28 protein-coding genes, 1 tRNA gene and 1 pseudogene are annotated in these 23,875 nt (G+C 60.3%); 25 read left to right on the forward strand and 5 right to left on the reverse strand.

Annotation, left to right across the window (positions count from 1 at the left end):
* Positions 1-10 precede the first annotated feature (10 nt).
* From hisC to tatC, 12 genes are all read left to right on the forward strand, one after another.
* The gene (hisC, locus tag LHU53_RS02795; RefSeq protein ID WP_227330557.1) at positions 11-1,144 is read left to right on the forward strand and encodes a histidinol-phosphate transaminase; all 1,134 of its coding nucleotides are present in this window, start codon (positions 11-13) and stop codon (positions 1,142-1,144) included.
* Positions 1,141-1,779: an imidazoleglycerol-phosphate dehydratase HisB gene (hisB, locus tag LHU53_RS02800; RefSeq protein WP_227330558.1), complete on the forward strand. Its 639-nt coding sequence runs from the start codon at positions 1,141-1,143 to the stop codon at positions 1,777-1,779. The genes hisC and hisB overlap by 4 nt, the downstream gene beginning before the upstream one ends.
* Positions 1,780-1,830: 51 nt before the next feature.
* Entirely contained in the window at positions 1,831-2,514 is a 684-nt protein-coding gene (hisH, locus tag LHU53_RS02805) for an imidazole glycerol phosphate synthase subunit HisH (protein ID WP_227330559.1), read from the forward strand.
* Positions 2,515-2,645: 131 nt separating this feature from the next.
* Positions 2,646-3,386: a 1-(5-phosphoribosyl)-5-[(5-phosphoribosylamino)methylideneamino]imidazole-4-carboxamide isomerase gene (gene hisA / locus LHU53_RS02810; protein ID WP_227330560.1), complete on the forward strand. Its 741-nt coding sequence runs from the start codon at positions 2,646-2,648 to the stop codon at positions 3,384-3,386.
* A gap of 138 nt (positions 3,387-3,524) precedes the next feature.
* Positions 3,525-4,325 (forward strand): imidazole glycerol phosphate synthase subunit HisF, encoded by an 801-nt coding sequence (gene hisF / locus LHU53_RS02815; RefSeq protein WP_227330561.1) that lies wholly within the window; start codon positions 3,525-3,527, stop codon positions 4,323-4,325.
* A 168-nt stretch (positions 4,326-4,493) separates the two neighbouring features.
* Positions 4,494-4,883: a phosphoribosyl-AMP cyclohydrolase gene (gene hisI / locus LHU53_RS02820; protein ID WP_227330562.1), complete on the forward strand. Its 390-nt coding sequence runs from the start codon at positions 4,494-4,496 to the stop codon at positions 4,881-4,883.
* 5 nt (positions 4,884-4,888) lie between these two features.
* Positions 4,889-5,278 carry a phosphoribosyl-ATP diphosphatase gene (locus tag LHU53_RS02825; protein ID WP_227330563.1) on the forward strand — a complete coding sequence of 130 codons (390 nt, stop codon included), beginning with the start codon at positions 4,889-4,891 and terminating at the stop codon, positions 5,276-5,278.
* Entirely contained in the window at positions 5,275-5,664 is a 390-nt protein-coding gene (locus LHU53_RS02830; RefSeq protein ID WP_227330564.1) for a hypothetical protein, read from the forward strand. Before LHU53_RS02825 ends, LHU53_RS02830 begins: the two co-directional genes overlap by 4 nt.
* Positions 5,661-6,035 (forward strand): histidine triad nucleotide-binding protein, encoded by a 375-nt coding sequence (locus LHU53_RS02835; RefSeq protein WP_227330565.1) that lies wholly within the window; start codon positions 5,661-5,663, stop codon positions 6,033-6,035. Before LHU53_RS02830 ends, LHU53_RS02835 begins: the two co-directional genes overlap by 4 nt.
* 68 nt (positions 6,036-6,103) lie before the next feature.
* Positions 6,104-6,340 carry a Sec-independent protein translocase subunit TatA gene (tatA, locus tag LHU53_RS02840; RefSeq protein WP_227330566.1) on the forward strand — a complete coding sequence of 79 codons (237 nt, stop codon included), beginning with the start codon at positions 6,104-6,106 and terminating at the stop codon, positions 6,338-6,340.
* 30 nt (positions 6,341-6,370) lie between these two features.
* Entirely contained in the window at positions 6,371-6,838 is a 468-nt protein-coding gene (gene tatB, locus LHU53_RS02845; RefSeq protein WP_227330567.1) for a Sec-independent protein translocase protein TatB, read from the forward strand.
* Complete coding sequence (tatC, locus tag LHU53_RS02850; RefSeq protein ID WP_227330568.1) at positions 6,838-7,632, forward strand: twin-arginine translocase subunit TatC; 795 nt, start codon at positions 6,838-6,840, stop codon at positions 7,630-7,632. The genes tatB and tatC overlap by 1 nt, the downstream gene beginning before the upstream one ends.
* Positions 7,633-7,635: 3 nt before the next feature.
* Here tatC and LHU53_RS02855 read toward each other — a convergent pair whose 3' ends face one another.
* Positions 7,636-8,775 carry a trypsin-like peptidase domain-containing protein gene (locus LHU53_RS02855; RefSeq protein ID WP_227330569.1) on the reverse strand — a complete coding sequence of 380 codons (1,140 nt, stop codon included), beginning with the start codon at positions 8,773-8,775 and terminating at the stop codon, positions 7,636-7,638.
* A 69-nt stretch (positions 8,776-8,844) separates the two neighbouring features.
* On the opposite strand from LHU53_RS02855, the gene LHU53_RS02860 reads away from it, so the two are divergent.
* From LHU53_RS02860 to LHU53_RS02900, 9 genes and pseudogenes are all read left to right on the forward strand, one after another.
* The gene (locus LHU53_RS02860; RefSeq protein WP_227330570.1) at positions 8,845-9,204 is read left to right on the forward strand and encodes a hypothetical protein; all 360 of its coding nucleotides are present in this window, start codon (positions 8,845-8,847) and stop codon (positions 9,202-9,204) included.
* Between the two features lie 78 nt (positions 9,205-9,282).
* A complete protein-coding gene (locus LHU53_RS02865; protein ID WP_227330571.1) occupies positions 9,283-10,041 on the forward strand; it encodes a Nif3-like dinuclear metal center hexameric protein in 759 nt (252 codons plus the stop codon).
* A 7-nt stretch (positions 10,042-10,048) separates the two neighbouring features.
* Entirely contained in the window at positions 10,049-11,119 is a 1,071-nt protein-coding gene (gene pdxA / locus LHU53_RS02870; RefSeq protein ID WP_227330572.1) for a 4-hydroxythreonine-4-phosphate dehydrogenase PdxA, read from the forward strand.
* A gap of 95 nt (positions 11,120-11,214) precedes the next feature.
* Positions 11,215-11,829: a ubiquinol-cytochrome c reductase iron-sulfur subunit gene (gene petA / locus LHU53_RS02875; protein ID WP_227330646.1), complete on the forward strand. Its 615-nt coding sequence runs from the start codon at positions 11,215-11,217 to the stop codon at positions 11,827-11,829.
* A gap of 11 nt (positions 11,830-11,840) precedes the next feature.
* Positions 11,841-13,241, forward strand: a complete 1,401-nt coding sequence (locus tag LHU53_RS02880; protein ID WP_227330573.1) for a cytochrome bc complex cytochrome b subunit — start codon at positions 11,841-11,843, stop codon at positions 13,239-13,241.
* A 32-nt stretch (positions 13,242-13,273) separates the two neighbouring features.
* Entirely contained in the window at positions 13,274-14,029 is a 756-nt protein-coding gene (locus tag LHU53_RS02885; RefSeq protein WP_227330647.1) for a cytochrome c1, read from the forward strand.
* A gap of 99 nt (positions 14,030-14,128) precedes the next feature.
* Positions 14,129-14,740: a glutathione S-transferase N-terminal domain-containing protein gene (locus LHU53_RS02890; protein ID WP_078364154.1), complete on the forward strand. Its 612-nt coding sequence runs from the start codon at positions 14,129-14,131 to the stop codon at positions 14,738-14,740.
* Between the two features lie 7 nt (positions 14,741-14,747).
* A pseudogene (locus LHU53_RS02895) lies at positions 14,748-15,131 on the forward strand (ClpXP protease specificity-enhancing factor); the annotation flags it as partial.
* A 76-nt stretch (positions 15,132-15,207) separates the two neighbouring features.
* Positions 15,208-15,283: transfer RNA gene (locus tag LHU53_RS02900), tRNA-Thr, on the forward strand.
* 134 nt (positions 15,284-15,417) lie between these two features.
* On the opposite strand, the gene LHU53_RS02905 is transcribed toward LHU53_RS02900, so the two are convergent.
* Positions 15,418-15,726: a hypothetical protein gene (locus LHU53_RS02905; protein WP_227330575.1), complete on the reverse strand. Its 309-nt coding sequence runs from the start codon at positions 15,724-15,726 to the stop codon at positions 15,418-15,420.
* 249 nt (positions 15,727-15,975) lie between these two features.
* On the opposite strand from LHU53_RS02905, the gene secA reads away from it, so the two are divergent.
* The 4 genes from secA (at position 15,976) to LHU53_RS02925 (ending at position 21,400) form a co-directional block, all read left to right on the forward strand.
* Positions 15,976-18,720, forward strand: coding sequence for a preprotein translocase subunit SecA (gene secA, locus LHU53_RS02910; protein WP_227330576.1), 2,745 nt, complete (start codon positions 15,976-15,978; stop codon positions 18,718-18,720).
* A 90-nt stretch (positions 18,721-18,810) separates the two neighbouring features.
* Positions 18,811-20,040, forward strand: a complete 1,230-nt coding sequence (gene argJ / locus LHU53_RS02915) for a bifunctional glutamate N-acetyltransferase/amino-acid acetyltransferase ArgJ (protein ID WP_227330577.1) — start codon at positions 18,811-18,813, stop codon at positions 20,038-20,040.
* Positions 20,037-20,930, forward strand: a complete 894-nt coding sequence (locus LHU53_RS02920; RefSeq protein WP_227330578.1) for an ATP-binding protein — start codon at positions 20,037-20,039, stop codon at positions 20,928-20,930. The genes argJ and LHU53_RS02920 overlap by 4 nt, the downstream gene beginning before the upstream one ends.
* Positions 20,927-21,400 (forward strand): NUDIX domain-containing protein, encoded by a 474-nt coding sequence (locus tag LHU53_RS02925; protein WP_227330579.1) that lies wholly within the window; start codon positions 20,927-20,929, stop codon positions 21,398-21,400. Before LHU53_RS02920 ends, LHU53_RS02925 begins: the two co-directional genes overlap by 4 nt.
* 45 nt (positions 21,401-21,445) lie before the next feature.
* Here the strand turns inward: LHU53_RS02925 and LHU53_RS02930 are convergent, their stop codons facing one another.
* The 3 genes from LHU53_RS02930 to LHU53_RS02940 all read right to left on the reverse strand — a co-directional run bounded on the left by LHU53_RS02930 (position 21,446) and on the right by LHU53_RS02940 (position 23,827).
* Entirely contained in the window at positions 21,446-21,916 is a 471-nt protein-coding gene (locus tag LHU53_RS02930; protein WP_227330580.1) for a tRNA (cytidine(34)-2'-O)-methyltransferase, read from the reverse strand.
* 141 nt (positions 21,917-22,057) lie between these two features.
* On the reverse strand, positions 22,058-23,119 hold the full coding sequence (locus LHU53_RS02935; protein ID WP_227330581.1) for a DUF4062 domain-containing protein: 1,062 nt from the start codon (positions 23,117-23,119) through the stop codon (positions 22,058-22,060).
* Between the two features lie 231 nt (positions 23,120-23,350).
* Positions 23,351-23,827: a cupin domain-containing protein gene (locus LHU53_RS02940; RefSeq protein ID WP_227330582.1), complete on the reverse strand. Its 477-nt coding sequence runs from the start codon at positions 23,825-23,827 to the stop codon at positions 23,351-23,353.
* Positions 23,828-23,875 lie beyond the last annotated feature (48 nt).

The following is a 23,875-nucleotide window of genomic DNA, read 5'->3' on the forward strand; positions in this document are numbered from 1 at the left end:
TGATTACCTGATGCCTGCGAACGACCCCATCACAAACCCCGCGCTGGACACGCTGATCCAGCGCCGCATCCGCCCCGACGTCCAAGCCATGCACGCCTACACCGTGCAAAACGCCACCGGCCTGGTCAAGCTTGACGCCATGGAGAACCCGCACCGGCTTTCACCCGAGTTGCAGGCTGGGTTGGGTCAGCGCCTGGGTGCGGTGGCGCTGAATCGTTACCCCGGCCCACGCATCACCGACCTGATGGTTGCGCTGCAGCAGCACGCAGCCTTGCCCGAGGGTTACGCCCTGATGCTGGGCAATGGCTCGGACGAACTCATCAGCCTGCTGGCACTGGCCTGCGCGGTACCGCCATCAGAAACCAACGGCCAGAAAAAGGCCGTGGTGCTGGCGCCCGAGCCGGGTTTTGTCATGTACGCCATGAGTGCGCAGCTGCAGGGGCTGGACTATGTGGGTGTGCCCTTGACGACCGATTTCGAGCTGGACCTGCCCGCGATGTTGGCCGCCATCGATCAATACCAGCCCGCCATCACCTTCCTGGCCTACCCCAACAACCCTACGGCCAACTTGTGGGACGACGAGGCGCTGGAGGCCATCGTCTGTGCCGCCGGTGAGTACGGCGGACTGGTGGTGATTGACGAGGCCTACCAGCCCTTTGCCACCAAGAGTTACGCCGACCGCCTGACCCGCCACCCGCATGTGCTGCTGCTGCGCACGCTCAGCAAGTTTGGCCTGGCCGGGGTGCGCTTGGGTTACCTGGTGGGTCAGCAGGCGCTGATTGGCCAGCTCGACAAGGTGCGCCCGCCCTACAACGTGAGTGTGCTCAACTGCGAGGCCGCGCTGTTTGCGCTGGAGCACCAGGCCGTGTTTGAACAACAGGCGCAGGACATCTGCCGCCAGCGTGAACAGCTGCTGACCGTGCTGGCCGAGTTTCCCGGTGTGACAGTGTTCCCGAGCCAGGCCAACATGATCCTGATCCGGGTGCCAGACGCCCAGAAAACCTTTGAGGGCATGAAAGCCCGGGGTGTGCTGGTCAAGAACGTTTCTAAAATGCATGCACTGTTGAACAACTGCCTGCGCCTGACGGTAGGCACCTCGCCCGAAAACCACCAGATGCTGGCCGCCCTGGAAACCTCACTATGACCAACTACCCGCTGACCGAACTTCCTGAAGCGTTGGCCACCACCCTGCCACGCATCGCCGAACTGGCCCGCAACACCGCCGAGACGCAGGTGTCGGTGCGTGTCAATCTGGACGGCACCGGCGTATCGCGCCTGCACACCGGCATTGGTTTCTTCGACCACATGCTCGATCAGATTGCCCGCCACGGCTTGATTGACCTGGACATTGACGCCGAGGGCGACTTGCACATCGACGGCCACCACACGGTGGAAGACGTGGGCATCACCCTGGGGCAGGCGGTGCACAAGGCGATTGGCGACAAAAAAGGCATCCGCCGCTACGGCCACGCCTACGTGCCGCTGGACGAAGCGCTCAGCCGCGTGGTGATCGACTTTTCTGGCCGCCCCGGGCTGGTGATGGACGTGAAATTTTCCAGCGGCATGATCGGCAACTTTGACAGCCAGTTGGTGCACGAATTTTTTCAGGGCTTTGTCAACCACGCCTTTGTCACGCTGCACATCGACAACCTCAAAGGTGTCAACGCGCACCATCAGGCCGAGACCATCTTCAAGGCTTTCGGCCGCGCCCTGCGTGCCGCGGTGGAGCTGGACCCGCGCTCGGCGGGCCAGGTGCCGTCGACCAAGGGGTCGTTGTGATGGATGGTGGGCCGGCTTGGCGGTCATGAGCGTGAGCAAGGGTTGACAACGATGAACAATGAAGTGATCCATTCCTCCGGCAAGACCGTGGCCGTGGTCGATTACGGCATGGGCAACCTGCGCTCGGTGTCGCAAGCGGTGCAGGCTGCGGCCGTTGGCAGTGGTTACCAGGTGGTCATCACCGCCAACCCCGACGAGGTGCGGGCTGCCGAGCGGGTGGTGTTGCCCGGCCAGGGCGCCATGCCCGACTGCATGCGCGAGCTGCGTGAATCGGGCTTGCAAGCCTCGGTAATCGAAGCCGCGGCCAGCAAACCCTTGTTTGGCGTGTGTGTCGGCATGCAGATGCTGCTGGACCACAGCGCTGAGGGCGACACGCCCGGTCTGGGCCTGATCCACGGGGAGGTGCTCAAGTTTGACCTGGCGGGCCAGGTGCAGCCCGATGGCAGCCGCTACAAGGTGCCACAGATGGGCTGGAACCAGGTCTGGCAGATGCAGCCGGGCGGCGTGCGGCACCCGGTCTGGGGCGAGGTGCCGGATGGCAGCTACTTCTACTTTGTGCACAGTTTCTACGCCAGACCGTCGGATGCGCGCCACAGCGCGGGTGAGACGGACTACGGCCAGCGCTTCAGTTCTGCCATTGCACGTGATAATATTTTTGCCACACAGTTTCACCCCGAGAAAAGCGCCGACCAAGGCTTGGCCCTGTACCGCAACTTTCTCCACTGGAATCCCTGATTCAGCTTTTTTGACACCCGTCATGTCAACCACTCCCTGTTTTGCCAGCGCCTGGCCTCGGGCATGAGCTGTCGCAGTTCTCGTCCATCTCCGGTTTTCTTTCGTTTTTTCACTCCCACACCTGAAGCATCATGCTTTTAATTCCTGCAATTGATCTCAAAGACGGCCATTGTGTGCGCCTGCAACAGGGCGATATGGCACTTGCCACCACCTTCAGCGAGGAGCCATCGGTGATGGCCCGCAGCTGGGTGGACAAGGGCGCGCGGCGCCTGCATCTGGTCGATCTGAACGGGGCGTTTGCCGGGCACCCGAAGAACGAGGCCGCCATCCGCAAGATCCTCAAGGCGGTGGGCAGCGAGGTGGATGTGCAGCTCGGCGGCGGCATCCGTGACCTGGACACCATCGAGCGTTATCTGGACGCTGGCTTGCGTTACGTCATCATCGGCACCGCAGCGGTGCGCAACCCCGGCTTCTTGCAGGATGCCTGCACTGCGTTTGGCGGCCACATCATCGTGGGTCTGGACGCCAAAGACGGCAAGGTGGCCACCGACGGCTGGAGCAAGCTGACCCGCCACGACGTGATCGACATGGGCAAGAAGTTTGAAGACTTTGGTGTCGAATCCATCATCTACACCGACATCGGCCGCGACGGCATGCTCAGTGGTATCAACATTGAAGCCACCGTGCGCCTGGCGCAGGCGCTCACCATTCCGGTGATCGCCTCGGGCGGCCTGTCCAACATCGCCGACATCGAAGCCCTGTGCGCGGTGGAAGACGAGGGGGTGGAAGGTGTCATCTGTGGCCGTGCCATCTACAGCGGTGACCTGGATTTTGAGAAGGCGCAAGAACGGGCGGACGAACTGAATGGCTAACAGGCTGGGCTGGGTAGCTAAAGGATTCGGTGACCTACATATTGCCCTCCGCGAATGTCCCCCGACCTTCGGTCTCCTCCTTGATTTCGCTGCGAGCAATACGCAGATCACCGAATCCCGTGACGTTATAGGTCAACCATGCTAGCCAAACGAATCATTCCCTGCCTTGACGTCACCGGCGGCCGGGTGGTCAAAGGTGTCAATTTTGTCGAGTTGCGTGATGCCGGTGATCCGGTCGAAATCGCCGCACGGTACAACGAGCAGGGCGCCGACGAACTCACTTTTCTGGACATCACTGCCACCAGCGACGGGCGCGACCTGATCCTGCACATCATCGAGGCCGTGGCCAGCCAGGTGTTCATTCCGCTCACCGTCGGCGGGGGTGTGCGCACTGTGGACGACGTGCGCCGCCTGCTCAATGCGGGTGCCGACAAAACCAGTTTTAACTCGGCAGCGATTGCCAACCCGCAGGTCATTCGTGATGCCTCGCGCAAATACGGCGCGCAGTGCATTGTGGTCGCCATCGACGCCAAGCGCCGCAGCGCGGAAGACGCCTTGCGACTCGGCGCCAACGGGCAACCGGTGGGTGAGGGTTGGGACGTGTACAGCCACGGCGGGCGCAAAAACACCGGGCTCGACGCAGTGGCCTGGGCGACCCAGATGGCTGAATTCGGCGCGGGCGAGATTTTGCTCACCAGCATGGACCGTGATGGCACCAAGGCCGGGTTCGATTTGGCGCTGACCCGCGCGGTGAGCGATGCCATCCAGGTGCCGGTGATTGCCTCCGGCGGCGTCGGTACGCTCGACCATCTGGCCGACGGCGTCCAGCTTGGTGGCGCTGACGCGGTGCTGGCGGCCAGCATCTTCCATTACGGCGAGTTCACCGTGGCGCAGGCCAAGGCGCACATGGCTGGGCGCGGCATCCCGGTCAGAATTTGAGGTGACGTTCCACGGCTGCCATCCCGGGCGCCGACCCGGGTTCCATGACCGCGAGGGCATGGATGCCGGATCACAGCACGGCGTGAAGGAACAGTCCCCCTTGGTCTGGGTGGCACAAGGATGGGCCGTGGTCACAGTGGCGTCTTGCGCATCGGGGACAATGCTGCCATGAACTATCTCGACGCCATTCAATGGGACACACACGGCCTGGTGCCAGTCATCGCGCAGGAGCAGGGCACGGGCGACGTGCTGATGTTTGCCTGGATGAACCGCGAAGCGCTGCAAAAAACGGTCGAACTAGGCCGCGCGGTGTATTTCAGCCGCTCGCGCAACAAGCTGTGGTTCAAGGGTGAAGAGTCCGGCCATGTGCAGACCGTGCATGACATCCGTATCGACTGTGACCAGGATGTGGTGTTGCTCAAAGTCACCCAGACCGGCCACACACCAGGCATTGCCTGCCACACCGGGCGCCACAGTTGTTTTTTCAGTGTCTTGAAAGACGGGGTCTGGCAGCCATCTGATCCGGTATTGAAAGATCCGCAAACCATTTACAAGTGAGTGCCATGCCCATCAACACCTCCACCGATTCCCTGGCCACACTGGCCGCCGTGATCGAGTCGCGCCTGCCCGCCCGTGGCGGCGACCCCGAAGCCAGTTATGTGGCGCGCCTGTTGCACAAGGGGCCGGACGCCTTCCTGAAGAAAATCGGCGAGGAAGCCACCGAGGTGGTGATGGCCGCCAAGGAAGCCGACCACGGCGGCGACCCGGCCAAGATCGTTTATGAGGTGGCGGATTTGTGGTTCCACAGCATGATTGCGCTGGCGCATTACGGACTGAGCCCGGCCGATGTGCTGGCCGAGCTGAACCGCCGCGCAGGCACCAGCGGCATCGAGGAAAAGGCTTTGCGCAAAGTGAAAGCGCGTGAAGCCGAACCCCAAGGAGACCCCTCATGAGCGACGAATTTCGCGAACTGGATGTGCAAACCCTCAACGGCCTGAACGCCTGGGGCACGGTCAGCTACATCCTGCATCTGGTGGTGGCGGTGGCAGCGCTGATTCCGGGCGCGCAGATGGGGCCGCTGCTGTTGGTCGTGGCGCTGGTGATTGATCTGGTCAAACGCGGTGACGCCGAGGGCACCTGGCACGCCTCGCACTTTCGCTGGCGCATCCGCACGGTGATCATTGCGGCGCTGCTGTACCTGGTCACGGCGCCGTTGTGGCTGCTGCTGTTTTTGCCCGGCTGGCTGGCCTGGCTGGCCATATCGATCTGGTTCTTGTACCGCATCATCAGTGGCATGGTGCGTTTGAACAAAGGCTTACCGATGGAGATCCCTGCATGACCGAGAACATCGTTGACCACGACCCGAACTGCCTGTTCTGCAAAATTGTGGCGGGCCAGATTCCGTCGAAGCTGGTGTACCAGGACGACGAGATCTACGCCTTTCACGACATCCACCCGTGGGCGCCGGTGCATTTTTTGCTGATCCCCAAGCAGCACATCGCGTCCATGGCGCAACTGACCGACGCGCAGGCTGCGCTGATGGGGCGCATGATGGTGCTGGCGCCCAAGCTGGCGCTGGCGCAGGGCTGTAACCCTTACCCGGCGGGCGGCTTTCGCCTGCTCTGCAACACTGGGGCAGAAGGCGGGCAGGAAGTGCCGCATCTGCATATCCATGTGATGGGCGGCCCGCGGCCGTGGTTACGGGGATAATCCCGCTCTTTTGCCCTAGACGCCGCGCTTGCCCGTCTAAAATTTCAGACTTCGCTAGGAGAAACACGATGGGTTCATTTTCAATTTGGCATTGGTTGGTTGTTTTGCTGATCGTTGTCTTGGTGTTTGGCACCAAGAAACTCAAGAACATCGGCAGTGACCTGGGGGGCGCGGTCAAGGGCTTCAAGGACGGCATGAAGGACGGCGGCACCGCCGCTGACGACAAAACCCCCGAGCAGGTGGCACAAGCCGCTGTGGCGGCGGATAAGACCACGATTGACGTGCAAGCCAAGCAGAAGTCCTGATGCAGGACGTGGGTTGGGCGCGGGCTTGGCATGATTGATCTCGGCATTTCCAAGCTGGCGCTGATCGGCGCGGTGGCGCTGGTGGTGATCGGGCCCGAGAAACTGCCCCGCGTGGCCCGCATGGCGGGCACACTGCTGGGCAAGGCGCAGCGCTACATCAGTGATGTCAAGGCTGAGGTCAACCGTTCCATGGAGCTTGACGAACTCAAAAAGATGAAGGAATCGGTGGAGAGCGCGGCCAAGGATGTCAGCCAGTCGATCCACGACAATGCCGCTGATTTCGAAAAATCGTGGTCCGAAGCTATCAGCGATTCCTCCGCCAGTCTGGGTGACTCTGACCTGAGCGGGCCTGCCCCGCAGTATCACCATCCCAAGAAAAACTGGCGTTTGAAACAGGGCGCCATGCCGAACTGGTACAAAGCCCGCACCGGGGTGCGTACCCGCACCCAATCCGGTGCGGCCCGGGTGGCGCGCTTTCGGCCGAAAAATTACAAATAATGGCAGATTCTTCCAAAAAAGACGACGAACTGGCGGGGTCTGAACAACCGTTTGTGCAGCATCTGGTTGAGCTGCGTGACCGTTTGGTCAAGGCCACGGTGGCGATCGTGGTGGTAGCCATCGCTCTGGCGCTTTACCCCGGCCCGGGCGTGTTGTACGACTGGCTGGCTGCGCCCTTGGTGGCGCATTTGTCCCCTGGGTCCACGCTGATCGCCACCTCGGTCATTTCGCCTTTCATGGTGCCGCTCAAGGTGCTGATGATGACGGCTTTCCTGATTGCGCTTCCTGTGGTGCTGTACCAGATCTGGGCGTTTGTGGCGCCGGGCCTGTATTCGCATGAGAAAAAGCTGGTGATGCCGCTGGTGGTGTCGAGCACGGTGCTGTTTTTTGTCGGCGTGGCGTTCTGTTACTTCTTCGTGTTTGGCCGCGTGTTTGCGTTCATCCAGAGTTTTGCGCCCAAAAGCATCACCGCGTCACCTGACATTGAGGCGTACCTGAGCTTTGTGTTGTCGATGTTCCTGGCCTTTGGCCTGGCGTTTGAGGTGCCGGTGGTGGTGGTGGTGCTGGCGCGCATGGGCATCTTCAGCATCCAGAAACTCAAGGAGTTTCGTGGCTACTTTGTGGTGCTGGCTTTCATCATCGCGGCCATCGTGACGCCGCCCGACGTGGTGTCGCAGCTGGCGCTGGCCATTCCGATGGTCCTGCTGTACGAGATTGGCATCATCGCCGCCCAGTTGTTCATCAAACATACCAAGGCGCCTGACGATGAAGCGGCGTCGACCCCGTCGACCTGACGCTTACGGTTGGCGCTGACGCGGCTTGGGCCGTACACCGGGCGCAATTTGCAGCGTGGTTTTGCCAGCAGCACGCTGCACGGCAAATGTCTGCGGTTGACCGGGTGGCAAAGCCGCCACCACCGACAACATCTCCGCCACGTTGTGCACCGCTTGCCCGGCCACCTCGGTCACCACGTCACCCGGTTTCATGCCGCCTTGGGCTGCAGGCCCGTTTTGCAACACACCGGTGATGATCACGCCGTGTTCGGCTTGCACGCCAAACGTCTGGGCCAGTTCGGGCGTGAGTTCGTTGGGCTCGACCCCAATCCAGCCGCGGGTGACCTGACCGTCTTTCACGATGCCGTCAAGCACCATCTTGGCGGTGGACACGGGAATGGCAAAACCGATGCCCATGCTGCCGCCCGAGCGTGAATAGATGGCGGTGTTGATGCCCAGCAGGTTGCCGTTGGTGTCCACCAGCGCGCCGCCCGAGTTGCCAGGGTTGATGGCGGCGTCGGTCTGGATGAAGTTCTCAAACGTGTTGATGCCCAGCTGGTTGCGCCCCAGGGCGCTGACGATGCCGCTGGTCACGGTCTGGCCCACGCCAAACGGGTTGCCGATGGCCAGCACCTGGTCGCCCACCTGCAGCGCATTGGAATTGCCCAGCACAATCACGGGCAGGCGGTCCAGGTCGATTTTGAGCACCGCCAGGTCGGAGTCGGGGTCGGTGCCAATGATCTTGGCGCTGGCCCGGCGGCTGTCGTTGAGCATGACCTCAATCTCGTCGGCACCTTCCACCACGTGGTTGTTGGTTAGGATGTAACCGTCCGGGCTGACGATCACCCCGCTGCCCAAGCCCATCTGAGGCTGATCTTGCTGTTGACCAAAAAAGAACTTGAACCACGGGTCGTTGCCGTGGGGGCTGGGGCGGGCGTTTTTGCTGATGTTGATACTCACCACCGCCGACGATGATTTTTGTGCCGCCAGCCGGAAGCTGCCGACCGGCGAAGCGCTGTCGCTGGCTGCAGGCGCCTCCAGCACCGCTACCGCTGAGCTCACACCGCGCTGCGGCAGCCAACCCGGCTGCAAGGTGCCCACCACAAAGTAGGCGGCCAGCACGACGGTGACCGCTTGGGAAAACAATAACCAAAGACGCTTCATGGTGATAAGGGCCGGGCCCGGTTTTTTGGGGTAAGACGTCTTAAATTGTAGGTATACAGTCCAATTTCAATGCGCAGCTCGCCTGATCACATCCCTATTTTTGCCGAGGCACCGCTCAAACCGGTGATGGGCGGTGCTTGCAATGGCTGTGGCGTGTGCTGTTTGCTGGAACCCTGTCCATTGGGCGTGGTGCTGTCGGGCCATCGCCAGGGGGCTTGCCGCGCTTTGCGCTGGGATGCGGACGCCCTGATCTACCGCTGCGGTGCCATTACCGCGCCACGCGAGGTGTTGGCCCAGCGGCTGCCGCACTGGCTCCACTGGGCGGTACCGCTGCTGGCTGGTGTGTTGGGGGTCGCCGCCTTGCGCTGGGTGGCCGCGGGCCAAGGGTGCGACTGCGACGCGGAGTTGTTGCCCGACGCCGAACCGTAGAGCCCATCCTCACGGCGCAAGCATTTGGGAGACCGTTGCGTCGATATCATCCTGCTCTCAATTCTTATCGATGTACACATGATGGACCGCACTGAACTTGTGGGCGCGCTCGATGCCTTGCTGCAACCTGAGCGTTTTCGTGACTACGGCCCCAATGGGCTGCAAGTGGAGGGGGCCCCAGAGGTTCGCAAAATCATCTCGGGCGTCACCGCCAGCCGGGCGCTGATCGAGGCGGCCATTAAAACTGGTGCCGACACGATCCTCGTGCACCACGGTTTGTTCTGGCGCGGTCAGAGCGGTTGTGTGACTGGCTGGATGAAACAGCGTCTGGCGTTGCTGCTGGCGCATGACATCAATCTGCTGGCCTACCACCTGCCGCTGGATGCTCATCCCGAGTTGGGCAACAACGCCCAGTTGGGCCTGAAGCTGGGGTTGGTCGGGGCTTCGCGGTTTGGTGAACAGGACCTGGGCTGGCTGGGTCAGCGCGCCCATGGCGTTGATTTTGTTTCTGCCCAGGCGCTCGCAGATCATGTGTCTGGTGTGTTGAGTCGGCCTGTCACCCTGGTGGACACCGGCTCCAAAACCATCCAAAAAATCGCTTGGTGCAGCGGTGGGGCGCAAAGTTATTTCGAGGCTGCCATCGCTGCCGGTGCGGATGCTTTCCTCACTGGCGAATTGTCCGAGCCACAGGCCCACCTGGCCCGCGAGTGCGGCGTGGCGTATTTGGCGTGTGGCCACCATGCCACCGAGCGTTATGGCGCCCCGGCGGTGGGGGCTCATGTGGCCAGCCAGTTTGGGCTGGAACACGTTTTTATCGACATCGACAACCCGGCCTGATTCCAAAATGCATGAGCCTTCCCCAACTTTGCCGCTGGCCATCAGCCAGGGCGACCCGGCCGGTATTGGCCCCGAGACCATTGTCAAAGCCTTTCGTGACGCACCGCAGGAAGTGTGTGGCTGTTTTGTCGCGGGGGATGTGGCCACCTTGCGCCGTGCCGCCGCCGTGGTAGCTGCAGGCGGCGTTGTTTTGCCGGTGGTGCAGTTGTCAGCGGTGCAGGAGGCGCTGAACTGCCCGCCGCGCTGTGTGCCGGTGTGGCAGGTGGACTCATCCGCAGCCAAGCTGCCACCGCCGCCCTTTGGGCAGGTCAGCGCCCAGGCCGGCCAGATGGCGGGCGACTGCGTGGTGTGGGCGGCCAACGCGGCCTTGCGTGGCCAGGTGGCCGGGCTGGTGACGGCGCCGTTGAACAAGGCGGCCCTGTCGCTGGCCGGTCCGCCTTATGCGGCCTTTCCCGGTCACACCGAACTGTTGCAGTCGCTGGCGGCGGCGCACCAGGGGCTCACGCTGGACCAGTGCCCGGTGCGCATGATGCTGGCCAATGACGAATTGCGGGTTGTGTTGGTCAGCATCCATGTCTCGATGCGCGAGGCCCTGGCTGCGGTGACGTTCGACAACGTGCTGCAAAGCTTGCGGATCACCCACCAGTCGCTGACCGCGCTGCTGGGCCGCGCGCCGCGCATCGGGGTGGCCGGACTCAACCCGCACGCGGGTGAGGGCGGTCTGTTTGGTCAGGAGGAGCTGGACATCATTGCCCCTGCGGTGGCCGCGGCGCGGCGGCAGGGGTTGTGTGTGAGCGATCCCCAGCCGCCGGACACCGTCTTCATGCGTGCACGCGTGTTGCCTGAGCGACCGGGTGAGTTTGACGTGGTGCTGGCCATGTACCACGACCAGGGTCTGATCCCGGTGAAATACCTGGGGGTGGACAAAGGGGTGAATGTCACCCTGGGTTTGCCGCTGGTGCGCACCAGCCCGGATCATGGCACCGCCTTTGATCTGGCGGGCACGGGTCGCGCCGATGCGTCCAGTTTGATCGCCGCGGTGCGCATGGCGCGTCTTTTGTCAAACTCGCGTGACTAAAGTCAGCTTTACGCGCCAGATGTAATGCGCCCGAAAGGTGCTCAGTTACAATCGATTCCTTTGATCTGTTATGGTTTTTATCATTGAGGATGCCCATGAGTGAATCTGTTGTCAAGAACGGTTTGGTTGACGCCGAAAAACGAACGTGGCTGATCGCTTCCAGTGCCGTGGGAGCACTCGGGACAGCGGCAGCGGTGGTTCCGTTTGTGGCGTCGTTCCAACCCTCGGAGCGGGCCAAAGCCGCAGGTGCATCGGTCGAGGCAGATATTTCCGCTTTGAAACCAGGCGAAAAAATGACCGTGGAATGGCGCGGCAAGCCGGTCTGGATCATCCGTCGCACACCCGAGATGCTGGCTGCGCTGCCCAAGCTCAACGACCAGTTGGTTGACCCTGATTCCACGCGCAAGCCGGAGGAGCAGGCCCCGGATTACGCCCGCAATGCGACACGCTCGATCAAACCTGAGTTCATGGTGGCCGTAGGCATCTGCACACACCTGGGTTGTTCGCCGTCCGATAAATTCCAAAGTGGCCCTCAGCCGTCGCTGCCTGATGACTGGGCTGGTGGCTTTTTGTGTGCTTGCCATGGCTCGACCTTTGACCTCGCTGGTCGTGTTTACAAGAACAAACCGGCGCCAGACAACCTCCAAGTTCCGCCACACATGTACGTTTCAGACACCAGACTGGTGATCGGTGAAGACAAGAAAGCCTGAGGATTATTGACATGGCAGAATTTCACGAAATCTCCCCCAATGCGTCGGCGGGCGCCAAGGCTCTGAACTGGGTCGATAACCGCTTTCCGCTCTCCAAGCTCTTCAAAGAGCACATGAGCGAGTACTACGCGCCCAAGAACTTCAACGTCTGGTACATCTTTGGCTCGTTGTCCTTGCTGGTGTTTGTGATCCAGATCGTCACCGGTATTTTCCTGGTGATGCATTACAAGCCGGACGCCGCGCTGGCGTTTGCCTCGGTGGAATACATCATGCGGGATGTGCCTTGGGGCTGGTTGATTCGCTACATGCACTCCACGGGGGCGTCGGCCTTCTTCCTGCTGGTCTATCTGCACATGTTCCGCGGTCTGATGTATGGCAGCTACCGCAAACCGCGTGAGCTGGTCTGGCTCTTTGGTTGCGGGATTTTCCTGGCGCTGATGGCTGAAGCCTTCATGGGTTACTTGCTGCCGTGGGGCCAGATGAGCTACTGGGGCGCTCAGGTGATCGTGAATCTGTTCTCGGCCATCCCCTTCATTGGCCCGGACCTGGCGCTGCTGATTCGTGGTGACTTTGTGGTGGGTGATGCCACCTTGAACCGCTTCTTCAGCTTCCACGTGATTGCGGTGCCACTGGTGTTGTTGGGCTTGGTGGTGGCGCACATCATCGCGCTGCATGAAGTTGGCTCCAACAACCCGGACGGCGTGGAAATCAAGGCCAACAAGGACGCCAATGGCATCCCGCTGGACGGCATTCCGTTCCACCCCTACTACTCGGTGCATGACATCTTTGGCGTCAGTGTGTTCCTGTTCGTTTTCTCGGCGATCATTTTCTTTGCGCCTGAAATGGGTGGGTACTTCCTGGAGTACAACAACTTCATTCCTGCCAATCCGTATGTGACACCGTTGCACATCGCGCCGGTCTGGTATTTCACCCCCTTCTACTCCATGCTTCGCGCAGTCACGGCTGAGTTGATGTATGTCCTGATGGCGGTGACCCTCGGCGCTGCTGCGCTCGCGGTGTTCAAGGTCAAGATGCCTGCGCTGTTCAAGGGGTTGGTTGTGGGCGGGGCAGTCGTGCTCGTGGCCCTGATGTTGCTGATTGACGCCAAGTTCTGGGGTGTGGTTGCGATGGGCGCCGGTGTGGTCATCCTGTTCTTCCTGCCGTGGCTGGACAACAGCGAGGCCAAGTCCATTCGCTACCGCCCTACCTGGCACAAGTACCTGTATGCCGTGTTTGTGATCGATTTCCTGGTGCTGGGCTACCTGGGTATTCAGCCACCGTCGGATCTGTTCAATCGGATGTCGCAAGTGGGTACGCTGTTTTATTTTGGTTTCTTTTTGTTGATGCCTTGGTGGAGCCGCATGGGGACCTTTAAACCGGTGCCGAGTCGCGTTGTTTACAAGCCTCACTGACCCGGAGAATTCTCACAATGAAAACGAGTTTTATCAAAAAAGTTGTCCTGGGTTTGTCGCTCGCTTCAGGTTTGTCCTTGTCGGCCTTGGCCAACACAGGGGGGCCTGCATGGGACAAGGCGCCCAATCGCATCACTGACCAAACCGCGCTGCAAAATGGTGCCAAAACCTTTGCCACCTATTGCCTGAACTGTCACGGCGCTGAGTACATGCGTTACAACCGCCTGCAGGACATCGGCTTCACGCTGGATCAGATCAAGAATGAGTTGGTGCTGACCGACGCCAAGGTGGGCGACACCATGAAGGCTCCCTTCAGCGCCAAAGAGGGCAAAGCCTGGTTTGGCAACAATCCGCCTGACCTGAGTGTCATCGCGCGCTCCCGCGCGGGTGCCAATGGCACCGGGGCTGATTACCTGTACACCTACATGCGGAGTTTCTACCGCGACCCGGTCAGCCAAACCGGCTGGAACAACATCGTGTTCCCCAATGTAGGTATGCCGCATGTGTTCTGGGAACTTCAGGGCGACCGCAAGGCCATCTATGAAGAAGTGGAGGCTCATGGCCAGAAGACCCATGTCTTCAAGGGGTTCGAGCAGGTCACACCCGGCACCATGAGTGCCGAACAGTACGATCAGATGGTAGGTGATCTGGTGAACTACCTGCAGTGGATGGGCGAACCGGTGCAGAACACACGCCGCACCATGGGCATCTGGGTGCTGATTTTCCTGGCTGGTTTGACGGTTGTGACCTGGCGTTTGAACAAGTCGTACTGGAAAGACATCAAGTAGTCAGTTGTTTACGGAAGGCCGTGTCACCACACGGCCTGAACAACACGGAGTGGGTCGCTTTTTGCGCCCCGCTCTTTTATTTTTTTAGGAGCTTCCACCATGATGGTGCTTTATTCGGGGACGACCTGCCCCTACTCTCATCGCTGCCGTTTTGTCCTGTTTGAAAAAGGGATGGACTTCGAGATTCGCGATGTTGACCTTTACAACAAGCCTGAAGACATCAGCGTCATGAACCCCTACGGCCAAGTGCCGATCCTGGTGGAACGTGACCTGATTTTGTACGAGTCCAACATCATCAATGAGTACATTGATGAGCGCTTCCCGCACCCGCAGCTCATGCCCGGCGACCCGGTGGACCGCGCGCGCGTGCGCTTGTTCCTGCTGAACTTCGAAAAGGAATTGTTCACGCACGTGTCGACCCTGGAGTCGCGCACCGCCAAGGCCAATGAAAAAGCGCTGGAGAAGGCCCGCGCGCACATTCGTGACCGGTTGACCCAACTGGCTCCCGTGTTCCTGAAGAACAAGTTCATGCTGGGTGACGGTTTCTCGATGCTCGATGTGGCCATTGCGCCGCTGCTCTGGCGTCTGGACTACTATGGCATCGAGCTGAGCAAGAATGCCGCACCGTTGCTGAAGTACGCAGAGCGCATCTTTTCGCGCCCGGCCTATATCGAGGCACTGACGCCTTCAGAAAAAGTCATGCGCAAGTAGGTGCCGGATGAGTGACCCCAACGACACCGAAGTCACGTCGACCCGCCCTTACCTGATTCGTGCCATTCATGAATGGTGCTGTGACAACGGCTACACGCCACACATCACGGTGTCGGTAAATCGCTCGGTTCAGGTGCCACTCGAGTATGTCAAAGACGGCGAAATTGTCCTGAACGTGGGTCTGACGGCCACCACCGGGCTGCAACTGGGTAACGATTACATTTCGTTCAAGGCTCGTTTTGCCGGGGTAGCGCGTGACATCATGGTGCCGGTTGATCAGGTGATTGCCATTTTTGCCCGTGAAAACGGTCAAGGTATGGCGTTTCCCCAAATCAGCAAACCTGAAAGCACACCGGAGCCTGAGCCACCCAAGCCCGCCGCGGCTGCGCGACCGGCACTCAAGCGGGTCAAATAGCTGCTGACCGACTGGTTGGGAGTGGTCCCGGCTCATGTAAAATCTTGACCATGCCGCTTTAGCTCAGTTGGTAGAGCAACCGCCTTGTAAGCGGTAGGTCGTCAGTTCGAATCCGACAAGCGGCACCATCAGACAGTCCAAATGCCCCCGAGTCAACGTGCTCGGGGGCATTTTTAATGGTACGTCTGCCGTCGACAGTCCAGTACGGACACCGGGGCATCCCTGGACAGCCAAGCCAAGATAGAGCGAAGGCGTGAATGGATCACTGCGGTCGACTCACCTTGAGCCGGATCGAGCTGACTTCCAGCCCAGAAACGCGCAGCTGGGCTTCAAACGCTGGCAGTAGCTGGCGCAATTTGGCGGCGGTGGTGTTGTTGGTCAGCATCAGACACCAGGCGCCGTCTTCCAGCGGCCCGCTCTTGACGAAGGGGCGCAACGCGGCCGGAATCAAGGGTTGAATGGCTTTCAGCCGCGCGGATGAGTCGCGATGCTGCGTCAAAAGCTTGGCCAGCCCGGGATGGTTTTCGCTGGCTTGCAGCAGGCTGAATTGGTGTTGGCTGCGGGGTCTCATGGGCGCTGATATTAACCAGGGCGACACACCGGACAACATCACGTGGCGTGCTGTGCACGCCGTTCAAGTGCGAGACAACCGCAATTTAGGCTGCCCCTTGCTACAAAGCTAAAATTGTCCGGATTGTTTTACAGGTTCTTGCCTGAAACAGCTTGTGTCAGCGTTGCTTATCCCCATTTCAGTCAGATCATCATATAGGACTGCGTGTCGTTTTTGCCGTGATCGGTGAAGACGCTGCGCCCCGCATTCATGGCCACCAATTTCCTCACCAAAATTTTCGGCAGTCGCAATGACCGCCTGCTCAAAAAGTACCGTCATACGGTTGCCAAAATCAATGCGCTGGAAGCCGGGCTGGAGCAACTGACCGATGAGGCTTTACGCGCCCAAACGGAAGCGTTCAAACAGCGTGTGAGCCAGGGTGAGTCGCTCGACAATCTGTTGCCTGAGGCTTTTGCCGTGGTGCGCGAGGGCTCCAAACGTGTCATGAAGATGCGTCACTTCGATGTGCAGTTGCTCGGCGGCATGTCCTTGCACGAAGGCAAAATTTCTGAAATGGGCACCGGCGAGGGCAAGACCCTGACCGCCACGCTGCCGGTTTACCTGAACGCCCTGACTGGCAACGGCGTGCATGTGGTCACCGTCAACGATTACCTGGCCAACCGCGACGCGCAGTGGATGGGAAAGTTGTACAACTTTCTCGGCCTGTCGGTGGGTATCAACCTGCCCAACATGCCGCGCGCTGACAAACAGGCCGCCTACCAAGCCGACATCACCTACGGCACCAACAACGAATACGGTTTTGACTACCTGCGTGACAACATGGTCTACGAGGCGGCCGATCGGGTGCAGCGCGGGCTGAACTACGCCATCGTTGATGAGGTGGACTCGATCCTGATCGACGAGGCGCGCACGCCCTTGATCATCAGCGGCCAGGCCGAAGACCAGACCAACCTGTACCAGGCCATCAAGCTCATCGTGCCGCAGCTGGAAAAGCAGGAAGGCGAAGCCGACCCGCGCACGGGCGAGGGCATCACCAAGCCGGGCGACTTCACGCTGGACGAAAAGAGCCGCCAAGTGTTCCTGACCGAGCGCGGCCACGAAAACGCCGAGCGCATCCTGTTCGGCATGGGCCTGATTCCCGAAGGCGCCAGCCTGTACGACCCGGCCAACATCACCCTGATGCACCACCTGTACGCCGCGCTGCGCGCGCAGCACCTGTACCTGCGTGACCAACACTATGTGGTGCAGGCGGGCGAAGTGATCATCGTCGACGAGTTCACCGGCCGTCTGATGACCGGGCGGCGCTGGAGCGAAGGCCTGCACCAGGCGGTGGAGGCCAAGGAAGGTGTGGCGATTCAGCCAGAAAACCAGACCATGGCGTCGATCACGTTCCAGAACTACTTCCGGCTCTACAGCAAGCTGGCCGGCATGACCGGCACCGCGGACACCGAAGCCTACGAGTTCCAGGAAATCTACGGTCTGGAAACCGTGGTGATGCCGCCCAACAAGCCCAGCCGCCGTGACGACCAGCTCGACCGCGTCTACAAAACCACCAAGGAAAAGTACGACGCAGCCATCAAAGACATTCGCGAGTGTTACGAGCGTGGCCAGCCGGTGCTGGTGGGCACCACGTCGATCGAAAACTCGGAAGTGATCTCGGACCTGCTCAAAAAGGAGAACCTGCCGCACCAGGTGCTCAACGCCAAGCAGCACGCCCGTGAGGCAGACATCGTGGCGCAGGCCGGGCGCACCAAGATGATCACCATTGCCACCAACATGGCCGGTCGGGGTACCGACATTGTGCTGGGTGGCAATATCAGCAAGGCCATCGAAGCCATCGAGCTCGATGAAACCTTGGATGCGACGCAAAAGCAGCAGCAGATCGAAGCCATCCGCAGCCAGTGGAAACAAGAGCACGACAAGGTGACCCAACTCGGCGGCCTGCGCATCATCGCCACCGAACGCCATGAATCACGGCGTATTGACAACCAGTTGCGCGGTCGCTCTGGCCGCCAGGGCGACCCCGGCTCATCGCGCTTTTACCTGAGTCTGGACGACGCGCTGATGCGCATTTTTGCCGGTGACCGCGTCAAGTCGATCATGGACCGCCTGAAGATGCCCGAGGGCGAAGCCATCGAGGCCGGCATCGTCACCCGCAGCATCGAGAGCGCCCAGCGCAAGGTGGAGGCGCGCAACTTCGACATGCGTAAACAGTTGCTGGAGTACGACGACGTCTCCAACGACCAACGCAAGGTGATTTACCAGCAGCGCAACGAGATTCTGGACGCCACCGACCTGTCGGCCCAGATCCAGGGCCTGCGCGAAGGTTGTTTTGAAGACATCGTGCGCCAGTTTGTGCCCGCTGAATCGGTCGAAGAGCAATGGAGCCTGGCCGCGCTTGAAAAAGTGCTGGAAGACGAGTGGCAGATGACGCTGGCGCTGCAAGCCCAGGTGAATGCGGCCAGCGCCATCACCGATCAGGACCTGGTGGATGCCGTCAAAGCCCATGCCAACCAGGTGTTTGGCGACAAGGTGGAGCGTGTCGGGCTGGAGAATTTCACCCAGTTTGAGCGCATGGTGCTGCTGCAAACCATCGACAGCAATTGGCGCGACCACCTGAGCGCGCTGGACTACCTGCGCCAGGGCATCCACCTGCGTGGTTACGCGCAGAAACAACCCAAGCAGGAATACAAGCGCGAAGCCTTTGAGCTGTTTGGCCAGATGCTCGACTCGGTCAAAAACGAAGTCACCAAAATGTTGATGACGGTACGCGTGCAGTCGCAAGAAGAAGCTGCTGAGGCCGCCGCTGCCATGGAGGACCGTGCCGAACGTGTCAGCAACGTCACCTACAGCGCCCCTACTGAGACCGGTGAGGTCGAAACCACGGTCGACGCTGCCACCGTGGCGCAAGATGTGCCGCGTGTGGGCCGCAACGACCCCTGTCCCTGCGGCAGCGGCAAAAAATACAAGCAGTGCCACGGCAAGCTGAGCTAAGCCACACTGACTGCATGAAAATCGGGCCCAGCGCCCGATTTCGTTTATCTGGCCTCCCCGAAAGTGTTTTTGACGTTTTGAAAGACCACCATGCCCGTCAACCTGCCCGCCCCGAATCCCGCTGAACTCTTCCCCATCGCCGGTGTGACCATTGGCATCACAGAGGCCGGTATCCGCAAAGCCAACCGCAAGGACTTGACGGTGGTGCAAATCGACGCGGGCGCCTCAGTCTCGGGCGTGTTCACCCAAAACCGTTTCTGCGCCGCCCCGGTGCAGATCTGCCGCGAACATTTGGCAGGTAGCCAGGGCATCCGCGCCATGGTCATCAACACCGGCAACGCCAATGCGGGCACCGGTGCCGACGGCCTGGCCCGTGCGCAACAAAGCTGCGCCGCTCTGGCAAGTCGCTTGGGGCTCAGTGCGCAGCAGGTGCTGCCGTTTTCCACCGGCGTGATCATGGAAACCCTGCCGGTGGAGCGAATTGAAGCCGGTCTGGACGCCGCCATTCTTGATGCCAAGCCGAACAACTGGCTCAACGCGGCGCAAGCCATCATGACCACCGACACCGCCCCCAAAGCCTTTGGCGCGCAGGTGAACATCGACGGCGTGACGGTCAGCATCACCGGCATCAGCAAGGGCGCAGGCATGATCCGCCCGAACATGGCCACCATGCTGGGTTTTATGGCCACCGACGCGCGTGTTGCCCCCGGTCTGATGAAACAACTGGCGCTGGAGCTGGCCGAGGGCTCGTTCAACCGCGTCACGGTCGACGGCGACACCTCCACCAACGACTCCTTCGTGGTGATTGCCACCAACAAGGCGGCGCACCCAGTGATCGACTCACTGGCCAGCCCGGCCGGCCAGGCGCTCAAGGCCGCCATGCTTGGCGTGGCACAAAAACTGGCACAAGCCATTGTGCGAGATGGGGAGGGTGCTACTAAATTTATATCAATCAAGGTTGAAGGTGGTTTGACCCAGGCCGAATGCCGCCAGGTGGCCTACGCGATTGCGCATTCCCCGCTGGTCAAAACCGCGTTTTTTGCCAGCGACCCGAACCTGGGCCGTATCCTGGCGGCCGTCGGTTACGCCGGCATCACCGACCTGGACCAGACCGGCATTGACCTGTACCTGGACGACGTGCACGTGGCGGTCAAAGGGGGCCGCAACCCGGCCTACCGCGAAGAAGATGGCCAGCGTGTCATGAAACAAAGCGAAATCACCGTGCGGGTGCTGTTGGGCCGGGGCAGCGCGGCTGACACCGTCTGGACCTGTGACCTGAGCCACGAATACGTCACCATCAACGCCGACTACCGCTCATGAGTGACCGTTTTGACCAGCTGCTGGCCCGTGCCGAGCAGCTCATGGCCCGCATCGAGTCGGTTCTGCCCCAGCCCCTGGCGCAGCCGGACTGGGCCGCCTCCAGCGCCTTTCGCTATCGCAAACGCAGTGCCGGGCGCAGCAGCCTGGAGCCGGTGCGCCACATCGGCGCCATGAAGCTGGCCGACCTCAAAGCCATCGAGCCGCAAAAGGAAAAAATCCAGCGCAACACCTGGCAGTTTGTGCGGGGTGACCTGGCCAACAACGTGTTACTCACCGGCGCCCGTGGTACCGGCAAGTCCAGCCTGATCCGCGCCTGCCTCAACGAATACGCCCACCTGGGCCTGCGCCTGATCGAGGTTGACAAGGCCGACCTGGTGGACCTGCCCGACATCGTCGAGCTGGTGTCTGATCGGCCCGAAAAATTCATCGTGTTCTGTGACGACCTGAGTTTTGAAGACGGTGAACCCGGCTACAAGGCGCTCAAGTCGATCCTGGACGGCTCGGTGGCCGCCACCACGCCCAATGTGCTGATCTACGCCACCAGCAACCGCCGCCACCTGCTGCCCGAGCACATGAAGGACAACCTGACCTACACCCACGCGCCCGACGGCGAGGTGCACCCAGGTGAGGTGGTGGAAGAAAAAATCTCGCTCTCCGAGCGTTTTGGCCTGTGGGTCAGCTTCTACTCTTTCAACCAGGACGAGTACCTGGCCATCGTGGCGCAGTGGCTCACCTCCTTTGGGGTGGCCACCAGCGTGATCGAAGCCGCCCGGCCCGAGGCCCTGGTCTGGGCGCTGGAGCGCGGCGCCCGCAGCGGCCGTGTCGCTTACCAGTTTGCCCGCGACCTGGCGGGCCGCCAATCGGCTGCGCCCGGCGCCGCCCAGCCATGAGTCAGCCAAACAAGCCCCTGGTGGCTGACGGACACGAGGCGCGAGAAGGAGGCCCGGACCGCAAGGTGGTCGATGTGGCGGTGGGGGTGCTGATCCAGCCCAACGGTGACTTTTTGCTGACCTCGCGCCCCGAGGGCAAGGTCTACGCCGGTTACTGGGAGTTTCCTGGCGGCAAGTTGGAGGCCGGTGAAACGGTGGAGCAAGCCCTGGCGCGTGAGTTACACGAAGAACTGGGCATCACCACCGGCCAAATCCAGCGCTGGCGCGAGGAGCTGGTGGACTACCCCCACGCCCTGGTGCGCCTGCATTTTTGCAAGGTGCTGGACTGGTCGGGTGAGTTGCAGATGCGCGAGGCACAGAGTTTTGCCTGGCAGCAGATTCCGGTGAAAGTGAGCCCGGTCTTGCCCGGTACGATTCCCGTATTGCAATGGCTTGCCGCTGACATCGGCTGGACGGGTGCTCTGTATTAAATAGCTACTAGCCCTTGATATACGAGGGCTAGAGGCCGATTTGGCTTATAACGGCTTGGCAAAGCCATTCTGCCGCCAAGCCTCAAACACCGTCACCGCCACCGCGTTCGACAAATTCAGGCTGCGCTGGCCCGGCACCATGGGTAACTTGATCGCCGTGCTGGGCGTAAAGGCCAGGCGCACCACATCACTGAGCCCCTTGGTTTCCGAGCCAAACACCAGATAGTCCCCCGGCTGGAAAGCCACCTCAAACACATTACGGCTGGCGCGGGTGGTCAGCGCAAACATGCGCTCGGGCGGCGGGTTTTGCGTGGCCAGAAACGTGGCCCAGTCGGCGTGGCGCTTGACGGTGGCGTACTCGTGGTAGTCCAGCCCGGCGCGGCGCATGTGTTTGTCGTCCATCGAAAACCCCAGCGGCTCCACCAGGTGCAGCGTGCAGCCGGTGTTGGCCGCCAGGCGGATGACGTTGCCGGTGTTCGGCGGGATTTCGGGTTCGACCAGGACAATGTGAAACATGGGGTGGATTGTCGCTGCTTGGCCTCAGGTGTTTTGCGCCTTGGGTGGCAGCGGGTGGACCATTGGGGCGCTTTACAGCGATGTTTTCCAGCTGCTTGCAACGACTGGCGCAATGGCACCTGCGCCGCAAACCCTTGTTACTTACGCACGCTTGTGCTTTCTCGTTGCAGGCTTGGCTGTTGGCTTTGCTTCTTCAGAAGTTGGATTGGTGACTTGCTCTCCGGTTATGGAGGATGGTGTCTTCGGCCTCTCCTTCAGAAGGATTCTTCGCTCCATTTCTGCTAAGAACGTGCTACCTTGCTTCGTTACTGCATAGCGGCGGTAACGAGCGCCAGCAACCTTTTCGTTCTCAACAAGTCCATGCACTTGAAGCTTGGGACACACGTTATAGAACAGGAAAGATTCGGATTCGTGAACCCCGTGAGCGTTTGTCACGCCCGTGACAAACGTCTCCTTGTTGTGAAAGAAAAGGGCAAAAAGATCAATCTTTGCTTCCTTCCCATCGTTCAGTGATGCAGGGATTTTCACTTCAATTGCGCTGAGCACTTTTTGGAGCTCAGAGAAGGACTCAACGTCTTTCGAACTATTTGATATCGCCCGCTTCTGCTGCTCTGCCAGCGCATTCCTCAACTTGTGATTTTCTTCCGATAACTTGCGAATTTCCTCAAAGAGGGGCTTCGTGTCGGTTACCTCATCGCCGGATACCCAACCTTTCAGCTCCCGGTTTGCTGAGAAGTCCGCCATTGATTCATGGACGCAAAGCTTGATGTCCTTCGGATCATCGAAGAACGATGACATGTTGGATAGGACCTTCTTTCGGAAGAGCCTTAGCTCTTTTGGGTTCTCCTTTTCCATGAAAACAGAACCGCCAGTTGTGACTTTTTGTTCCAAAGCTGCATCGGTGATCACCACCGCGAATAGTGGCTTTCCTTGCTGTACAGCGTAGTCGTACTCGAGCTCTGTGTAACTAATGCTCGTCGCGGGTTCGACCGAACCATAGCGGCCACCCAGAATGAGCATGTAGACATCGGATTCGTCGATCCACTGCTTGATGGTGTCCATCTGGGACCGATCACCTGACGTAAACAGCTCCATGCCAGCAGGAATGTGCCCCGCCTTGAGGATGGCACTTACGGCAGACTGTCTCTCCACTACTAGATCGGTATATGTACTTGACACAAACACCTGAAGACGTCGCTTCATTTGCCCTCCCTCGTGTTCTTTGAGACCTAACTAATCACGGAGAGATAGTCACCTCTCTCCCTCGCACGACGATTGTCGCCCGAAGGTCGGAAGAAAGATGCTCCTGAGATCCTTATGTGGCATGGAATTTCGATCAATGTTGTTCGATATCAAGAGTCATCGGTGCTCTAAAAATGCAAACTTAATGGGCTACGCTGGGTGGCACCTTGCATTGCCTCTGCTCGACAAGCGCTACGGATACGCCCGCCCATCCTTGTGCAAGAACACCCAAGCGCCATTTTCTGAACGGGCCACCAGATCGTCGTCGGGGTAGCTCACTTCGTCCCCCGGTGTCCGGTCACCAACTTCCAGGTAGACCGCATCCATCGTGGATTCGTTGCGCAGTTGGTGGGCGTTGCCGCTGCCTGCCTTGAAGCCGGCGCACATGCCTGCGCTGAGTTCCGTGCGTCCTTCATCGGTGAGTAACACCAGGCAGCCCGACACAACATAAACAAACTCATCCTGCCTGGTATGGGCATGTCGCAGCGCCGAAATGGTGCCGGGCGGCAGCGTGGTGATGTTCACGCCAAAGTGGCTCAGGCCAAACAGGTCACCCAGCGGGCGCTTCACCCGGCCTGTGACCATGGAGCGAAACGGTTCCGGGTAGTTGGAGGGTTTGGTGCGTGGTGCGGCGTCGAGTGCCACAACAGTAAGTGGTTGGTTTTGCATGGTGGCCTTTGGGAAGTCGGTGGTGCGCCCACTCTACATCGTGAGACC

Origin of the sequence: Rhodoferax sp. U2-2l, assembly GCF_020594515.1 — a bacterium.
Lineage (GTDB): Bacteria > Pseudomonadota > Gammaproteobacteria > Burkholderiales > Burkholderiaceae_C > Rhodoferax.

Bases quoted from the DNA above. Each gene is read 5' to 3' on its own strand.
- hisC (WP_227330557.1), top strand. From the start codon at position 11: ATGCCTGCGAACGACCCCATCACAAACCCCGCGCTGGACACGCTGATC.
- hisB (WP_227330558.1), top strand. From the start codon at position 1,141: ATGACCAACTACCCGCTGACCGAACTTCCTGAAGCGTTGGCCACCACC.
- hisH (WP_227330559.1), top strand. From the start codon at position 1,831: ATGAACAATGAAGTGATCCATTCCTCCGGCAAGACCGTGGCCGTGGTC.
- hisA (WP_227330560.1), top strand. From the start codon at position 2,646: ATGCTTTTAATTCCTGCAATTGATCTCAAAGACGGCCATTGTGTGCGC.
- hisF (WP_227330561.1), top strand. From the start codon at position 3,525: ATGCTAGCCAAACGAATCATTCCCTGCCTTGACGTCACCGGCGGCCGG.
- hisI (WP_227330562.1), top strand. From the start codon at position 4,494: ATGAACTATCTCGACGCCATTCAATGGGACACACACGGCCTGGTGCCA.
- LHU53_RS02825 (WP_227330563.1), top strand. From the start codon at position 4,889: ATGCCCATCAACACCTCCACCGATTCCCTGGCCACACTGGCCGCCGTG.
- LHU53_RS02830 (WP_227330564.1), top strand. From the start codon at position 5,275: ATGAGCGACGAATTTCGCGAACTGGATGTGCAAACCCTCAACGGCCTG.
- LHU53_RS02835 (WP_227330565.1), top strand. From the start codon at position 5,661: ATGACCGAGAACATCGTTGACCACGACCCGAACTGCCTGTTCTGCAAA.
- tatA (WP_227330566.1), top strand. From the start codon at position 6,104: ATGGGTTCATTTTCAATTTGGCATTGGTTGGTTGTTTTGCTGATCGTT.
- tatB (WP_227330567.1), top strand. From the start codon at position 6,371: ATGATTGATCTCGGCATTTCCAAGCTGGCGCTGATCGGCGCGGTGGCG.
- tatC (WP_227330568.1), top strand. From the start codon at position 6,838: ATGGCAGATTCTTCCAAAAAAGACGACGAACTGGCGGGGTCTGAACAA.
- LHU53_RS02855 (WP_227330569.1), bottom strand. From the start codon at position 8,775: ATGAAGCGTCTTTGGTTATTGTTTTCCCAAGCGGTCACCGTCGTGCTG.
- LHU53_RS02860 (WP_227330570.1), top strand. From the start codon at position 8,845: ATGCGCAGCTCGCCTGATCACATCCCTATTTTTGCCGAGGCACCGCTC.
- LHU53_RS02865 (WP_227330571.1), top strand. From the start codon at position 9,283: ATGATGGACCGCACTGAACTTGTGGGCGCGCTCGATGCCTTGCTGCAA.
- pdxA (WP_227330572.1), top strand. From the start codon at position 10,049: ATGCATGAGCCTTCCCCAACTTTGCCGCTGGCCATCAGCCAGGGCGAC.
- petA (WP_227330646.1), top strand. From the start codon at position 11,215: ATGAGTGAATCTGTTGTCAAGAACGGTTTGGTTGACGCCGAAAAACGA.
- LHU53_RS02880 (WP_227330573.1), top strand. From the start codon at position 11,841: ATGGCAGAATTTCACGAAATCTCCCCCAATGCGTCGGCGGGCGCCAAG.
- LHU53_RS02890 (WP_078364154.1), top strand. From the start codon at position 14,129: ATGATGGTGCTTTATTCGGGGACGACCTGCCCCTACTCTCATCGCTGC.
- LHU53_RS02905 (WP_227330575.1), bottom strand. From the start codon at position 15,726: ATGAGACCCCGCAGCCAACACCAATTCAGCCTGCTGCAAGCCAGCGAA.
- secA (WP_227330576.1), top strand. From the start codon at position 15,976: ATGGCCACCAATTTCCTCACCAAAATTTTCGGCAGTCGCAATGACCGC.
- argJ (WP_227330577.1), top strand. From the start codon at position 18,811: ATGCCCGTCAACCTGCCCGCCCCGAATCCCGCTGAACTCTTCCCCATC.
- LHU53_RS02920 (WP_227330578.1), top strand. From the start codon at position 20,037: ATGAGTGACCGTTTTGACCAGCTGCTGGCCCGTGCCGAGCAGCTCATG.
- LHU53_RS02925 (WP_227330579.1), top strand. From the start codon at position 20,927: ATGAGTCAGCCAAACAAGCCCCTGGTGGCTGACGGACACGAGGCGCGA.
- LHU53_RS02930 (WP_227330580.1), bottom strand. From the start codon at position 21,916: ATGTTTCACATTGTCCTGGTCGAACCCGAAATCCCGCCGAACACCGGC.
- LHU53_RS02935 (WP_227330581.1), bottom strand. From the start codon at position 23,119: ATGAAGCGACGTCTTCAGGTGTTTGTGTCAAGTACATATACCGATCTA.
- LHU53_RS02940 (WP_227330582.1), bottom strand. From the start codon at position 23,827: ATGCAAAACCAACCACTTACTGTTGTGGCACTCGACGCCGCACCACGC.